A 15,518-nucleotide genomic window follows, 5' to 3' on the forward strand; every position below is an offset into this window, starting at 1 on the left:
CTGCCACCAGTAGTGTCTTGCTTCCCCACTAACCTGCTTTAAACGCCTCGGGCAAACCACTACGCCTTGTCGTGCGGTTTTTCACCGCCTGCAACAAAACAGGCATATCAGCAAATACAGAGAGTTGTTTTTTTGCCCGCGTAACTGCGGTGTAGACCAGTTCGCGTGAAATCACCGGGTTCCAGCCAGGCGGCAAGACAAGCACTGCATGGTCAAACTCCGAGCCCTGAGATTTATGAACTGTCATGGCCCAGGCTGTTTCATGAGGAGGTAAACGCCCAGGCAGCACAGACTTAACTGAACCATCAGGCATAGAAAACCATACCCGCAAACCAACAGGCGTATTTAACGTAATACCAATATCGCCATTAAATAACCCCAATCCACTGTCATTACGGTTAATCATTACAGGGCGGCCGTGATACCAGCGAGACTCTCTGACTGGGTGCTGTAGCAAATTTTTTGTAAAAAAAGCCTGTTCGATTCGAGTATTTAAACCAGATACGCCGAAGGAGCCTTCCCGTAACGCACACAGCACCTGGCTGGTTGCGAATGCCTGCAAAATACTGTGTGGTTCATTGTCTTGCTTCAGGGCTGAAAGAAATGGCTGATGAGCAGTGACAATCTGCTCCAGCATACTGGCGTAATCGTCCGTCGTCGCCATCGGGAATAGCGCAATATCATTAAACCGCCCTTCAAATGCAGCCTTTACAGCCGCAGCCTGGTTACCATTCACCGCACGAGCGAGGAAACCAATACCGGAGTCTTTCCCAAAACGGTAGCTTTCCTGTAACAGGCAAATCGCATCACGCAGAGCATCAACCCCTTGCGCCTGGCCTGCAGGCACAGAGCACTGGCACAGACGCGATAGCTCAGCAGCACGTTGCGGGCTGAAACCTTCACCAACAAAATGGCAAATATCCCCAAGTACAGCCCCTGCCTCCACCGAAGCAAGCTGGTCGCGGTCACCCAGAAAAATAACACGTGCATGTTGTGGCAAAGCAGCCAGTAACCGGGACATCATGGGCAAATCAACCATGGATGCCTCATCAACCACCAGCACATCAAGATGGAGTGGATTCCCCTGGTGATAACGAACCGACTGGCTACCCGGCACTGCCCCTAATAAACGGTGCAATGTACTGGCTTCATCTGGCATTGCTGCCTTCAAAGACGCATCCATATTCAACCGTTGTAACGCAGCCCCCAAAGATTCTGTAAGGCGGGCAGCAGCTTTCCCTGTGGGTGCTGCAAGGTGAATACGTGGCAAAGGTGGTTCTGAAAGCTGCACCAGCGCAGCCAACAGTTTTGCTACGGTGGTTGTTTTGCCCGTTCCTGGCCCCCCAGAGATCACCGCAATGCGCCGTGTAAGAGCAACAGCTGCAGCCACTTTTTGCCAGTCCGGCCCTGGCGTGTCTCCTGGGAACAAAGTATTCAATACCCCAGAGAGAATAGATTCATCAACAAGTAAAAGTTTATTGGCATCACGGAAAAACTGCGCAACACGCTGCTCATTGCGCCACAATCGGTCAAGATACAAACGCCCTGCTGACAGTTTTATCGGTGTGGCATCGTCTTCGCTACTGACTGCATCACTATGCAACAGTTTTTCCTGCCAGTCGCCAACCGGGCCGACACAAGCAAACAGCGGCTCACCGATTAAACTGACTGCCTGCCCAGAGAAGCTACGTTCCGGGGTCAGACGGTCAAGTGGTACACAAACGTGCCCTTCACCGGTATCTCTGCTTAGAATTGCGGCAGCAAGCATAACCGCAGGGTCACCCGCCGCAACCATTTGGGCAAACTGGACATCGAGATAACGAAAGTGCCCCTCTGCAGCAGCCCGTTCTAATAACGCCAGCAAAGGTGCCGTCATTTCACTGCCTCCACGTCGCGTCCTGCAAATAGTGCATCCATAGCTGATACCAGTTTTTCATCTGGCCGCGTGGTAAAGATACCGTTACCGAGTAAACCGGGCTCCACACCACGCAAAAAAAGGTAAATGACCCCACCAAAATGATGCTGATATTCATAGTCAGGCATCCGGTGGCGCAAATACCGATGCAGAGCCAGCGTATACAACTGGTACTGGAGATCATAGCGATGTTCACACATCGCCCTGGCCATAGCCTCGGGGGTATATGCCTCGCTTGTGCTGCCTAACCAGTTGGATTTGTAGTCCAGCAAATAATAGCGGCCCTGCCAGCGGAATGTCAGATCAATAAAGCCCTTCAACATGCCGCGCACCTGCTGAAAATCCAGGGCCGGAGAACGTGCCGACAATGGGTCATGCTGGCGAATTAATGTATCCAGTTCGCCAGGAGCCAGAAGCGTATCTACCGGCAGGTAAAACTCCATTTCAACCCGTTTATCCTGTTCTGATAACGCATTCAGAGTTAAGCCATTTTCCGCCAGAGGTGCACAGAGCAAGGCCTCAAACCAGGGCAATAAAACTGGTAGCCATTCAGCGCCATAGCCTGCCGAAAGTAGTTGCTGCAGAAGCCATTCAGCATCAACGGGTTGAGTAAAATCCAGTTGTTCAAACAGGCTATGAAGAAATGTGCCCGGTACGGCTCCACGAGGGAAAGTGTGAATAGTAAGTGCTTGCTCACTAGGAGAAGAGACCGCGCCTATGGCATCAATATCCAGCCGGGGTAATAACACCTGCCCAGCAGATGAACCATGTTGCTGTAATCCGGAATAACTGGTTACCCGCCAGAAATCAGTCAGTGTCCGTGGTACTTCACGGGCAGCCAGGTTATCTGCTGGCAATAACGGCGGGTACCATGGGGTTTCATCACTAAGGTCAATATCTTTTAAGGCAATATCTCCCTGACACAATTGTGCCAGCCACTGCCGGAGCCCCTCAGCATCACAAGATTGCCCCTGCTGAATCAGGTGCCCTGGCGCGCTTAAATGAAAATCAGTCGCGCCTTTTTTGGCACGGTTACCGCGGAATAAAGGGCCAATTCCTAAGCTGCAGTGCCATATCGCCCGGGTGACCGCAACATAGAGTAAACGCAAATCTTCGGCCAGCCGTTCAGCTTCTGCCAATTCAAGGCTGGCTTTTTCTTTGTGCAAATCCAGTACCGCCTGGAATGACTGGCGGTCGTGGTATAACCCCTCCGCCTGTGCCCGGTAATTAGCAATAAACGGCAGCCACACCAAAGGATACTCAAGGCCTTTTGATTTATGAATTGTCACAATCTTAACCAGGTGCCTGTCGCTTTCCAGGCGAAGTTGCTGGCTACTCGCATTATCGTCCGGTTCGGCAATGCGTTGCGATAACCAACGAACCAGCGCATGCTCACTATCAGCGGTAGCCGACGCCTCCTGTAATAATTCACTTACATGCAAAATATCTGTCAGACGCCGTTCGCCATCCTGGCTTGCAAGGATGTTTTCTGCCAGATTTCGCTGAGAGAGCAATGTGCGCAACATAGGCAATACCCCTCGCTTCAGCCAGCGCTGGCGGTAACCAACAAATTCATCAACCAGGTTGTCCCAGGCCGTTTCATTCTGGGATAACTGTTCAAGGGTTGCGGCATCCAGCCCAAACAGGCTGGTTGCCAGCGCACTACGCATACCGGATTCATTTTCCGGGTTCAGCACTGCTTGCAGGACACGTAAAATATCCTGCGCTTCCTGGGTACTGAAAACACTATCGCGGTTAGAGAGATAAACAGATTGGATTCCCAGCAAACTCAGTGCTTCTCGCATCAAGGATGCTTCCTGGCGGCTACGAACCAGAACCGTCATATCGGCTGCTGATACTGAGCGCGTTTTTCCCTCACGTTCCAGCACGGCGTTACCCGCCACACCAGCCACAAGCCAGTCACGAATCTGGCTGGCACACTGGCGGGCCATGGTTTGCTGGTACTCCATCACACCACAACCTTCCCCAGGCATTAACCAAACAGACATTGCAGGCTGCGGCTCACCATTAAGCACAAAACGCAGCCCCTGGTTACGCGGTGCCGAGTTCACTGGCAGAAAGGGAATCTCCTCGAACATAAACGGATTTTCAAGGTGGCTGAACAGTTGGTTCACACTACTAACCATCGCCGGAGATGAGCGCCAGTTAGTCTCCAGCGTATAGTGAGCACTAACTTCGCCCCGCGCTTTCATATAAGTAAAAATGTCTGCGCCACGAAACGCGTAAATGGCCTGTTTAGGGTCGCCAATCAGTAACAAGGCTGTTTCAGCCTGGCCCAACCAAATATGGCGGAAGATGCGATATTGCTGAGGGTCTGTATCCTGAAACTCATCAATCATTGCAACCGGGAAACGCCCACGGATTGCCGCGGCAAGGCTGTCACCTTCTGGTTGTGCCAACGCCTGATCAAGGCGACTTAACATATCGTCAAACCCCAATTCACCCCGGTAACGCTTTTCCTGGGTTATGGTGTAACGAATATCGGCAAGAGCCCGGGCAATAACTAAATCGCGCAGGGTCAGAGGCTGAGAAAGAAACACATCAATGGCAGCAAAAAGAGCATGTTCGGGAGGATTGCCTTCTGCTTTAGTGCGCTCGTAAAGAAATGACTGGGAAAAACGGCTCAGCGCATCGGGAAATGTATAATTTTCTGTTGGGCTTTGCGCCCACGCTTCAACAGCATCGAACCAGATGCCCTGGTTCTTACGGTTATATTTACGCCGGTCAATAGCCGAGTTTTCAATAATATCGGGAATGTTGCCGGAAGACCCCCGCCACTGTTTTTTCAGGGTATCAATAGCCTGAATAATTGCATCGTGGCGTGCCTGTAGCGTTTCATCTTCGCCCACTGGCTGCTTCAACACTGGAGCATCACCAGACAAGTAACGCCCAATGTCGCGTAATAGCGCCAGCGGGCCAGGCCATAATTCACTGACCGCCTGAGCAACTGGCTTATTCAATGGATAACAATGACGCCGCCAGAAATCAGCACAAGCTCTCTGGCGTAATTCCGTTTCATCTTCAATCAATTGCTGCTCAAACGGCATACCTGATTCAAATGCATTCAGGCTCAACATCCGCTGGCAAAACCCATGGATGGTGAAAATGGCTGCTTCATCCATCTGCCGTTCAGCAAGGAGTAATATTCGGGCGGCCTGTTTTTTGTCGCTGATTTCAGCCAGTAGCTGTTGATACAACGGGTTGGTGCTATTTTCACGCACACAGGCAATACGCAATTCATGAATGTTACTGCGTATACGCCCACGTAACTCTTCGGTAGCCGCTTCGGTAAATGTCACCACCAGGATAGATTCCACCGGTAGCGGACGCACAAAAGCCGCATTGCCACCTAACCCTAACAGCAGGCGTAAATAAAGAGCAGCAATGGTATACGTCTTGCCAGTACCGGCTGACGCTTCAATTAAGCGTGCCCCCGACAAAGGTAAACGCAAAGGCTCAAGGGTGGTCGGCTTATTATGCTCTGGCATTACTCAGCTCCCGACTGAGGCAACGTCTTTTGTAGCGCCTCAACGCTATCCCAATGTTTCCAACCCTGAGGTGCGGCAAACTCAGCCTTCCCGTTTTGGTTTCCACTAACCTCGGAAATAACCGCCATACCATCATGTTCAATAACGGCCCGCCGGAAGAAGTTTGCAACTTTGGCAGGTGTTAAACTGCGAACAGCACTGATAACAGCATCATCACTATCAAACGCCATATTTGCCCGGTCGAAATCCATGCTGACTTTCGCCACTTCGTCTCCGAGAGTCTGAGGCGCCTGCTGTATCTGGCTAATTACAGCTTGCTGAACCTGAGCAAATTCCTGTTCAGGCATTTCACGTAGCCGTTTTTCCGTTCCAGCAAAGAATGCGTTATAGCGTTGCCACAATTGAGCCGGTTGCCGGGTATTACTTTGCAACAGGAAACCCAGCCCCCACTGACGCCCAACGCTCATAGGGAAGGCAAAAACGGCATAGCCTAGTTGTTCCTGAGTACGCAGTTGGTTGTAGAACCAGGGCTGAATGATTTGCCCCAACACTTCACTGTATGCCGCACTGGTGTTTTCGTTAAACCCTGATGGTACAAATACTGCAGCCAGTGCTGAATCACTCCCGGATATGTTTTTTTCAAACACAATGTGCCGTGGTTGATCAACCACTACAGAGCGGTTACGAGTCCATTCAGTGCCTTTTGTGCCCAGTAGCTGTTGAACCTGAGTAGCCAGATGGTGGGCAGCATCAGTAGTCAGGTTACCAACCACAAGAAATTCAGGTCGGCTGCCCGTTTTCAATTGTTCGCGATAATCCAGAATATCCTGCACTGTAATGGAAGGTAAGAGTTCCCGCCGCGCCTGGCGCTCGAAATACGGCACCTGAGACATCATCTGTACAGGCATAATAGCCAGTTCATAGGCTTTACCTTTTTCCGCCGACGCCAGCATTTGTTTATACCAGGATTTAGCCTGTTCAAGCTGCCCTTGCGTTGGCTGATAGCTGAAATAGCCTTTCAACAAATCAAGGTAAAGTGGTGCCAGGCGCTGAGTATACCCATTAGCGCTAACCATCAGCCCACTGTTGGCATTAGTAGAAAAATGGATCCCCCCCACCGCAGCCTGCTGGCTCAGCTGGTCCAATGCCAGGCCCGCCATATAGTCATTAAGTGCGAACATAACCTGGTTTTTCACGCTATCCATTGCGTGTGGATTACGCAGAACTAATGTCACATTGGCCTTTGGCTCATTGGCAAAATAGCGGCTGGGCTGATACACCACACGCAAACCTGGATCATTGACAATAAGCTCAGGCTTCGTCCATTTTTTATCCTGTTTGATCAATGAGAAATCATCAGGAATATAGGGGTTCAGCTCAGGCAAAGTGAACGTGAGCGACTGCCCAAATTTCACCCATTCAGAAAATTTCTCCGCACTGATGTTATCGACCTGATATGGCGCGTGAACAAAATATGCCAGCTTGTTATGGGGCTCATTCGGGCTGATATACCAGATACGGGCATGCTGTGGCGTCATCTCGGCCAGCCGGGCGGCAATAGCCTGCGGGTCATATTTGTCCGCAATATTACCAGCATCCAGAACATGGCTGACTGGCACGCGAATCATGGTATCGGCTAACCACTGTACATAATCCATATCGCGAGTAATGGAGGGGAAGCGGAAATCTAAAGCAAGGACGTGCGCCATTTCATCAAAATAACGCTTGCTGATACCTTGCGTTTTCAGGGTGTCGATGTAGCGGAAAATAGCGGCCACAACTTCATCCCGGTGAGCAAGGCCTTTATCTGTGAGAGAAACTGAAATAGCGAAAACACCGCTATTACCAGCAACCACCGGATCAGAATCAGCACGGATGCTGTCCGCCAGGCCCTGGGTTTGTAGCCAGTCAGATAACGTATTTTTACTGCGGCTGCTAATCAGGTAACCAATAAGTTCATCCGTTTTACTGCGAAACTTATCGCTATTATTGGCGATGCGAAATTCAACCCGCACCACTTTACGTGGTAATGCCGGCACATAATGGATAACAATGCCAGTTTGTGCGTTAGTGACAACTGGGATGGTTACCTCAGGGCGTTGAATATGCCTGTCGGGAACACGCCCGTAGGTTTTCACTGCCAGTTCAGCTAATTCGGCCAGCGGTTTATTACTGTAAATAACCGCTTTCATGATATTTGCCGAGTAGTACTTGTCGTGAAAATGGTGCAATGCATCCAGCAACTTACTGCCGGGTTTATCGCGCAGTGTTTCCAGGTTGCCCCCAGAGAAACGTGCCGCCGGGTGTGCAGGATTAATGGTTTCGGCACTAACCTGGGCCATACGCATACCATCACGCTCACGGGCAAGAGTCAGTTCAGCATTGACCGCATTACGCTCGCGTTCTGCATATTCTGGCGCTAATAGTGGCTGCTCAATGGCATCAGCCAGGCGGTCAACCGCACCAGCGAGCGCATCGTTCTCCACCTCGAGGTAAAATGCAGTGCGGTAGGGTGCAGTGCTGGCGTTATGGCTGCCACCATGTAATTTGAGGTACTCGGCAAGGCAATCAGGTTGCGGGTATTTTTTTGATCCCATCAGCGTCATATGCTCAAGATAATGCGCGAGCCCAAGGTGGCTATCCGGGTCCTGTAGTGAACCCACCGGAACAACGAGGGCTGACAGTGATTTCACTGCCTGTGGGTCGGAAACTAATAGTACCGTCATATTATTATCAAGCTTTATAGCCTGATACAGACGAGTGTCGTTCGCACTTTTATGGATAGTCTGCTGGATGGGTTGCCAACCTGTACCGGCCTGGCTTAAAGGAGCCCAAAAGAGCACAACATAAACAAACAGCGCATAAAACCAGGTACTGCTCTTAGGCATTCACAAACCTCACCTTTAACAACTTTGCTATTCATCATCTGGAACTGTTCAGTACCGATGCCTGCTTGCCCATTTTCGCAACGTTACAGGCTTTTCTTTTATCTCATTTCGGTTGGTTGTACCTGAACAGGGGTAACAAAAAACGCTCTGCTTCACGCAGTATTGCCTGGTAATATTCAGGCTCAAGGGTACGCCACAGGCGCTGCAACCACATATCCTCACCTTCGCCAGCCACCATTTGGTTACCTTCCCATGCCTGAGTCAGCTTACGGCGGGCATTTTTTTGCGTATCTTCATCCCACAAAATGGCACTATTCTCTGCATCGTAACAGGCTTTTATCCATGCCCCACCACTTAGTGGCAGCAAAACCAGTGGCTGAGACAATCCTTCACGATACCCTTCAATAAGTTGGGCAAGATACTTTTCAGCAAGATCCTTTTCCAATGGTGGGAACACCCAATGAGAGTCATTACGCCCATATAAACGGCTTTCCCCCGTACCGCCACCAACACAATAGACAAGGTGTTCAATCCAAAGTTGCAGACCATGCGCAACACTGAGCACCGATGGCCGCCAGCGTAACAAACCATCAGGCTGAACATGCTGTAACCAGCCCGTTAACTTAACGCCAGCCAATGAGATATTCACTTCCTGAGCCGAATCAGGTGTGCGCTGTGACAATACCAGGCTGGCAATTTCCTGCATCTCGCCTTGCTGCTGAGCCCAAAAAATCTCACCAAATGGCCCATAAGGTAAAGCGCCAGCCGCACGGAAACGGCGATATAGCCGGGAGGAGTCTTCACCGTTTACCAGCGTATTAAGCAGTTGCTGATTTACCTGAAAACGATCAAGGCTATCAAGCTCAAAGGGCTCAGTATCAGGAATTTCTGTTTCATCCAGATGATTACTAATCCTCAACCGCATCTGGAAAAACGCTCTCACGGGATGGCGCCAGAAACGTTGTAACGCTTCAAGCGACAACTCTTCAGTTGGCAACATTTCCAAGGGTTGGCGAATAAAATGCGGTTGGGGCTGCCCTACGCCAGAAGCAGCGGGCAACCATTCGTGAGCAAAACTCTGTTGCACAGCGCCGGGAATAAAGTTTCCTGCATCGAAAGGGGTGCGGGGGTATACCTGCAATAAATACTCACGCACCTTATGTGCGCTGGTATCAATATCCAGTTGTTCATCACCAGGCAAATAGTGGCTTTGAGCGACATAGTCAATCAACTCTTCAACCAGAACTGATGGGTAACGAAGGCTGTTGTCCTGCACAGAACGGCCTACATAACTGATATAGAGTTTTTCCCTGGCAGAGATGAGTGCTTCAAGGAACAAATACCTGTCATCATCACGCCTGCTGCGATCTCCCCTGCGCGGTTTTTCGCTCATAAGATCAAACCCCAAAGGCGAGAGTGTTCTGGGGTAAACGCCATCATTCATGCCCAGCAGGCACACGACTTTAAAAGGAATAGAACGCATGGGCATCAGCGTACAAAAATTAACAGGCCCGGCAAGAAAACGTTGGCTGATGCGTTCCTGGTCCAAACGGCCTGTCAGTTCATCACACAATAAACTTAACGGCACAGGTTGCTGATATTGTGCCTCAAGCGCCTGGTCGATGATGGTTTGCCACTGTTTTTCAACCAACGCGAGTGCGGCTTCTGCATCCGGGTCAGGTGCAAAAAAATCTGCCAGGAGTTCATGGCATACAGGCGACCATTCCAGTGGTGTGCGGGCGGTATTAAGTGTTTCACGCCAGGTTTTCAGGCGAGACAACAATGTTGCCAGTTGGCCCGCAAGTTCCGCGACTAAACCACTGGATTCATCATAGGGCAGTATATCCCGCCACTCACCTTCAGCACTGTCCATAGCATAGCCCAATAACATACGTGTCAGGCCGAATTGCCAGGTATGTTGGCCTGTTACAGGTAAGCCAAGATCGTGAACATTGTCATCGTCCAACCCCCAGCGAATCCCAGATTCATTCACCCACTGACGTAAATAACCCAACCCGTCTTCATCAATGCCAAACCGGGAAGCTACTGCAGGAACTTCAAGTAACGCCAGTACATCTTCCGAGGTGAAACGACTAACGGGCAGTGCCAGTAGTGCCAAAAAAGCCTGCATTGCAGGGTGAGCCTGGCTCGCACGGCGGTCGGAAATAGCAAACGGGACATAACGATCACCCTGCGCACTACCAAATACGGCCTGAATATAAGGGCTATAACTGTCGATATCAGCAACCATCACGATGATGTCACGCGCCGATAATTCAGGCTGGCTTGTCAGCAATGCCAGCAAATAATCATGCAACACTTCCACTTCACGCTGCGGGCTGTGGCACAGGTGGAAAGTCAGGCTGGCGTCATCCGGTGCCAGGCACTGCTTATAAGTGCTGTGCTCGAAGCGTTCCAGGCTCAGCCCTTCTTCCGCCCTATTGCTGAGTGTTAACACATCATCTTGCAGGCGGTGCAACAGCGTGTCACGCTCACCATCAACGAACACATCCAAATCATTGATATGCTCTAGATCCGCCAACAGCCAGGTGTAATCGCGCCCCAATTTCCCCCATGATGCCAGTAACGCGTTAGGCAACTCCTGTTCACCGTTATCATCAAACAAGGAATCCAGCGCTACTTCATCTCTGAACAATGGGCGGGATTCTTCCGACTGGTGTCGTTTACGTGGGCGGGTAACCAGACGGGCGAGCCAGGCCTGGTCTTTTATATCCCCCCAGTAATAACGACACGGGTTGGTAAATAACAAATGAACATCAATATGCCTTCCCAATGCTTCCAGCGCCTGGAGATAAACCGGTGGTAAGGCAGAAATCCCACAAATAAAAACACGTGCAGGCAGGCCTTGTGGCACCTTTTCGCTGGTTTCAAGGGTATGGATAAAACGGGTGTATAACCCTGCGCGGTGCCAGCCAGGCTGGCCGAGTTCTGCGGTGTGTTTAACCAGTGCCCGCCATAACGGTGCCTGCCAAACCTGAGCATCACCTAACTCACTAAGTAACTGCCCTTCTTCCCAGGCCGTAAGCCATTCAGGACGATAAACCAGGTACTGGTCATAGAGGTCGGCAACCCGGGAGGCAAGCTGAAAGCACTTACGCTGGTCGATATCATCATCCAGATAGTGACGCAGTGCCTCAAACTCCGGCGCTTCTATCATGGCTGGTAGCAGCGACATAAGCTTCCAGGTCATTCCTGGTTTACTGAAGGCGCTTTCCTGTGGGATACCAGGCAAAACCGTGACAAACATTTCCCAGATAAAACGGGCTGGTAACGGGAATGACATATTAGCGGCAATGCCGAATTTCTGCGCCAGAGTCATTTGCAACCATTGCGCCATCCCAGTGCTTTGCACCAACACCACTTCTTCAGCGAAAGGATCGGGTAATGGTTGTTGCTCAATAATAAACGCCATTATTTCTTCCAGAACATCAAGGCGATTTGAGTGATAGACCCTTAACATAAAAACTCCTGACTACCGTGCCAGTGGACAATGTAAACGAGATAGTTCGCCCTGTCTGCCACCAGGGCTTACCAACATAACCTGGATGGAGACACATGCCCCTTCTTCCCGCCGTGTACGGCTAACAAACCAGCCTTCTGGTAAAGCGGGGGCAACAATACCAACCTGCTGGCTGGCAAAACGCCCAAGTAACAAGAAGTCACGCTGAACCTGCATACCCTGCGACAGGGAATGCTGCATGGCGAGTAGTGCCGACAACATCACAGCAGACACCACTACCGCAGCCAGGCTTTCAACCAGGCTGAACCCTTGCTGGTAGCGCACTAGGGTAATATGCATGCTTTGCTCTCTGTTAATGGACAAAAATCGACCCACCCATGCGGTAACCAGGTAATGCTGGTACCAACAGGCATTCCCCAACGCCACAACACCAATGGATTTCCACCGTTATCTTCATCAGAAGACATTCCAGGACTTGCAGCAAGCAATACACGGTCCTGAGAAACCTGGCGTAAGCAAGCGCGGCCCGCACCATTTGCCGGTATCTGGCAGACCCAACCTGCTGCCAGGGACCATTGCTGCTGTGTTCCCCATGCCAGGAGCGTAAGCGCCATGTTCCATTGTTCCAGGGCCTTTCGCTCCTGGTGAACCCGGCGAAAACGTATTTCATACTGCTGAGCCTGCCCAACCAACACGAGCAACCCCAACAAAAACAGCATGATGACGACCACCAACGACGACGCACCCTTTTGCATTTTCATGGCAGATTATACCCCGCCACACTGTGAAGCACAGACAGGCTAACCTGAGGGTAACGGCGTAAGTAACCTGCCAACGAGACTTCAAAAACCGCCGGGTCATGTGGTGATGGCACAATGGTAAAAAGGGTCAGTACCATCCATTCAGGATCAGTTATGCGTTCCCAATTGCCTTGCTGGCAATTCTGGGCCCCCCTGCTGGTTTGCAGGCTTTCCCCATTAATACGAAACCCAAACTGAGCGGGTTGCGCGGCAGGTAACACGGGCCACTTTCCGGTGCTTTCGCTATCCCATTGCACCACCAGACAACCCGATTGCAGGTATATTGGTGCGCCAACACACTCACCATTACAGTAACCAGCACGCTGAATATGCTTGCCGACAGTAAAGGCCAGTTGCCAGAGTTCGTCATCCAGTTGCATACGCTGTGTTTCCCGGCTCACCTGCAAGGTGAGAAAGGGCAATACTTTAAGCACAGAAGGCAATAAAACTGCGCTAATCGCGAGAGCAACCATCATCTCCATAAGAGTAAATCCACTCTGGCTGGCTATTCGCATGTTATTTCTCCAGGCCCACATACTCGAATGCGCCCCCACGCAGATACAATTAATTGCCCTTCACCTGCCGGGCTGCGTATAACAATGCGGCCGCTACGGGCTGTGTTACGAGCACCATAAAACCCCAGCCCATCTGTCATGCTCACCAACTGAATTTCAGCAGCAACCGGGGAATAAACCTGGCGTGGCAATGACCTGCATCCCCCCGCAAGATGTTCAGTCGTACTGATACACCACAAACCATCTTCACGATGGACATACAGGCGAACGTCCAGATTTTTCCAGGCGGAATCATCGCGCCATGACATTAAAAAAGCGCGTAACAGATGAATGCTTTGTGCCAACCTCTGTTGTTGTTGCCACTGAACCCATTGGTTAAACCCACCAACCGACAACCCCGCGACAATCGCCATAACGACCAGCATTTCCAAAAGTGTAAAGCCTGCACTGCTTCGTTTTTTCATGGCGAGCAATTTGCCAGAAAGCCTGAGAAGTAGTGAAGGCTGATGCGGTAATTTTGGAAGGCGGCTCGATGAAAACTTAAGGGGGAATGTAATCGTTACAGGGAGTTGCAGGCAGGGCTGAAAAAACCTGCGCTCGCACTTTTAACGCAGCAAAAAAAGCCCGCATCGCGAGATGCAGGCTCAGGTTACTGGCAAACAAGAAAGCTATTTGCAGTGGGCAATTAAATGAACAGCGTTAGATGGCCACAGGTGCTTTAATTGCCGGATGTGGGTCGTACCCTTCGATTTCAAAGTCATCAAACTGGTAATCAAATACGGATTCTGGTTTACGTTTAATCACCAATTTCGGCAGTGGGCGCGGCTCCCTGGTCAGTTGCAGATTAGCTTGTTCAAGGTGATTCATATACAGGTGAGTATCACCGCCAGTCCAAACAAAATCGCCAGGAATTAAGTCACACTGTTGTGCAACCATATGTACCAACAGCGCATAACTGGCAATATTGAACGGCAAACCCAGGAATATATCGCAAGAACGCTGGTAAAGCTGGCAAGACAATTTGCCATCAGCAACATAGAACTGGAAGAAGGCGTGGCAAGGTGCCAGTGCCATTTTGTCCAGTTCAGACACATTCCACGCGGAAACGATAATACGGCGTGAATCGGGGTCGTTTTTTAGCTGCTCAATAACACGGGTTATCTGATCAATGTGCTCGCCATTTGGTGTTGGCCACGCGCGCCATTGCTTGCCGTATACCGGCCCCAGGTCACCGTTTTCATCAGCCCATTCGTCCCAAATCGTGACATTATTTTCACGCAGGTAAGCGATGTTGGTGTCCCCTTTCAGGAACCACAACAGTTCATGGATGATTGAGCGCAAATGGCAACGTTTGGTTGTCACCAGCGGGAATCCTTCCTGCAGATTAAAACGCATTTGGTGACCAAAGATTGACCGTGTACCGGTGCCGGTACGGTCATTCTTAAACGTGCCTTCATCCAGCACTTTTTTCATCAAATCAAGATACTGTTTCATGTTTTCTCACGATAACTGCGGCTGGTTTTTACGGCGATATGCCCAGACCATCATCGCCACGCCAGCCAGGATCATTGGGATGGAGAGAATTTGCCCCATGCTGATGTACTGAACCCAGGCACCAGTAAACTGCGCGTCAGGTTGGCGGAAAAATTCGACAATAATACGAAACGCGCCATAACCAATCAGGAATAACCCGGATACAGCTCCCATAGGACGGGGCTTACGAATAAACACATTCAGAATAATAAACAGCACGATCCCTTCGAGGAAGAGTTCATACAGTTGTGACGGGTGGCGGGGCAACATGCCATATTTATCAAACAGTGCCTGCCATTGTGGGTGAGAAGGTAACAAGGCAATATCTTCACTACGAGACCCAGGGAACAGCATGGCAAAGCGGAAATTCGGGTCGACACGCCCCCACAATTCACCGTTGATAAAGTTGCCCAAACGCCCGGCTCCAAGGCCAAACGGAATTAATGGCGCGATAAAGTCAGACACCTGGAAAAAGGTCCGCTTCGTACGGCGGGCAAACCACAACATCACACAAATAACACCAATCAACCCACCATGAAATGACATACCGCCATCCCACACTTTGAATAAATACAATGGGTTATTAAGGAACGAGGGCAGATTATAAAACAGGACATAGCCAATACGCCCGCCTAAAAAGACACCGAGAAAACCTGCATACAGTAAGTTTTCCACCTCGTTTTTTGTCCAGCCACTTCCTGGCCGATTAGCTCGACGTGTTGCCAGCCACATTGCGAAAATAAACCCAACCAGGTACATAACACCGTACCAGTGAAGGGAGACAGGGCCGAGAGAGAAAATAACTGGGTCAAAGTCAGGAAAATGCAGATAGCCAGTGTTCATAGTCACCATATAAACGCTTATTTTTCTGCCAAAA

Annotated in this window: 10 protein-coding genes; all 10 read right to left on the reverse strand. The window is 50.5% G+C overall.

The window, feature by feature from the left end:
• Nucleotides 1-28: 28 nt before the first annotated feature.
• Nucleotides 29-1,876 carry an exodeoxyribonuclease V subunit alpha gene (recD, locus tag LC084_RS11945; RefSeq protein WP_226571443.1) on the reverse strand — a complete coding sequence of 616 codons (1,848 nt, stop codon included), beginning with the start codon at nucleotides 1,874-1,876 and terminating at the stop codon, nucleotides 29-31.
• The gene (gene recB / locus LC084_RS11950) at nucleotides 1,873-5,424 is read right to left on the reverse strand and encodes an exodeoxyribonuclease V subunit beta (RefSeq protein ID WP_226571444.1); all 3,552 of its coding nucleotides are present in this window, start codon (nucleotides 5,422-5,424) and stop codon (nucleotides 1,873-1,875) included. Before recB ends, recD begins: the two co-directional genes overlap by 4 nt.
• Nucleotides 5,424-8,312 carry a pitrilysin gene (gene ptrA, locus LC084_RS11955; RefSeq protein ID WP_226571445.1) on the reverse strand — a complete coding sequence of 963 codons (2,889 nt, stop codon included), beginning with the start codon at nucleotides 8,310-8,312 and terminating at the stop codon, nucleotides 5,424-5,426. The genes recB and ptrA overlap by 1 nt, the downstream gene beginning before the upstream one ends.
• Before the next feature lie 103 nt (nucleotides 8,313-8,415).
• The gene (recC, locus tag LC084_RS11960) at nucleotides 8,416-11,793 is read right to left on the reverse strand and encodes an exodeoxyribonuclease V subunit gamma (RefSeq protein ID WP_226571446.1); all 3,378 of its coding nucleotides are present in this window, start codon (nucleotides 11,791-11,793) and stop codon (nucleotides 8,416-8,418) included.
• A gap of 12 nt (nucleotides 11,794-11,805) precedes the next feature.
• A complete protein-coding gene (locus LC084_RS11965) occupies nucleotides 11,806-12,132 on the reverse strand; it encodes a prepilin-type N-terminal cleavage/methylation domain-containing protein (protein ID WP_226571447.1) in 327 nt (108 codons plus the stop codon).
• Entirely contained in the window at nucleotides 12,117-12,554 is a 438-nt protein-coding gene (locus tag LC084_RS11970) for a DUF2509 family protein (protein WP_226571448.1), read from the reverse strand. The genes LC084_RS11965 and LC084_RS11970 overlap by 16 nt, the downstream gene beginning before the upstream one ends.
• Nucleotides 12,551-13,108 carry a prepilin peptidase-dependent protein gene (locus tag LC084_RS11975; protein WP_264193502.1) on the reverse strand — a complete coding sequence of 186 codons (558 nt, stop codon included), beginning with the start codon at nucleotides 13,106-13,108 and terminating at the stop codon, nucleotides 12,551-12,553. The genes LC084_RS11970 and LC084_RS11975 overlap by 4 nt, the downstream gene beginning before the upstream one ends.
• A complete protein-coding gene (locus LC084_RS11980) occupies nucleotides 13,099-13,572 on the reverse strand; it encodes a prepilin-type N-terminal cleavage/methylation domain-containing protein (RefSeq protein ID WP_226571450.1) in 474 nt (157 codons plus the stop codon). Before LC084_RS11980 ends, LC084_RS11975 begins: the two co-directional genes overlap by 10 nt.
• Nucleotides 13,573-13,807: 235 nt before the next feature.
• Nucleotides 13,808-14,602, reverse strand: coding sequence for a thymidylate synthase (gene thyA / locus LC084_RS11985; RefSeq protein WP_226571451.1), 795 nt, complete (start codon nucleotides 14,600-14,602; stop codon nucleotides 13,808-13,810).
• Nucleotides 14,603-14,608: 6 nt separating this feature from the next.
• Nucleotides 14,609-15,484, reverse strand: coding sequence for a prolipoprotein diacylglyceryl transferase (gene lgt, locus LC084_RS11990; protein WP_226571452.1), 876 nt, complete (start codon nucleotides 15,482-15,484; stop codon nucleotides 14,609-14,611).
• Nucleotides 15,485-15,518: the final 34 nt, after the last annotated feature.

It is taken from the genome of Mangrovibacter yixingensis (assembly GCF_020523985.1).
GTDB lineage: Bacteria > Pseudomonadota > Gammaproteobacteria > Enterobacterales > Enterobacteriaceae > Mangrovibacter > Mangrovibacter yixingensis.

Excerpts from the sequence above, each read along its gene's own strand:
- recD (WP_226571443.1), bottom strand. The coding sequence starts at position 1,876 with ATGACGGCACCTTTGCTGGCGTTATTAGAACGGGCTGCTGCAGAGGGG.
- recB (WP_226571444.1), bottom strand. The coding sequence starts at position 5,424 with ATGCCAGAGCATAATAAGCCGACCACCCTTGAGCCTTTGCGTTTACCT.
- ptrA (WP_226571445.1), bottom strand. The coding sequence starts at position 8,312 with ATGCCTAAGAGCAGTACCTGGTTTTATGCGCTGTTTGTTTATGTTGTG.
- recC (WP_226571446.1), bottom strand. The coding sequence starts at position 11,793 with ATGTTAAGGGTCTATCACTCAAATCGCCTTGATGTTCTGGAAGAAATA.
- LC084_RS11965 (WP_226571447.1), bottom strand. The coding sequence starts at position 12,132 with ATGCATATTACCCTAGTGCGCTACCAGCAAGGGTTCAGCCTGGTTGAA.
- LC084_RS11970 (WP_226571448.1), bottom strand. The coding sequence starts at position 12,554 with ATGAAAATGCAAAAGGGTGCGTCGTCGTTGGTGGTCGTCATCATGCTG.
- LC084_RS11975 (WP_264193502.1), bottom strand. The coding sequence starts at position 13,108 with ATGCGAATAGCCAGCCAGAGTGGATTTACTCTTATGGAGATGATGGTT.
- LC084_RS11980 (WP_226571450.1), bottom strand. The coding sequence starts at position 13,572 with ATGAAAAAACGAAGCAGTGCAGGCTTTACACTTTTGGAAATGCTGGTC.
- thyA (WP_226571451.1), bottom strand. The coding sequence starts at position 14,602 with ATGAAACAGTATCTTGATTTGATGAAAAAAGTGCTGGATGAAGGCACG.
- lgt (WP_226571452.1), bottom strand. The coding sequence starts at position 15,484 with ATGAACACTGGCTATCTGCATTTTCCTGACTTTGACCCAGTTATTTTC.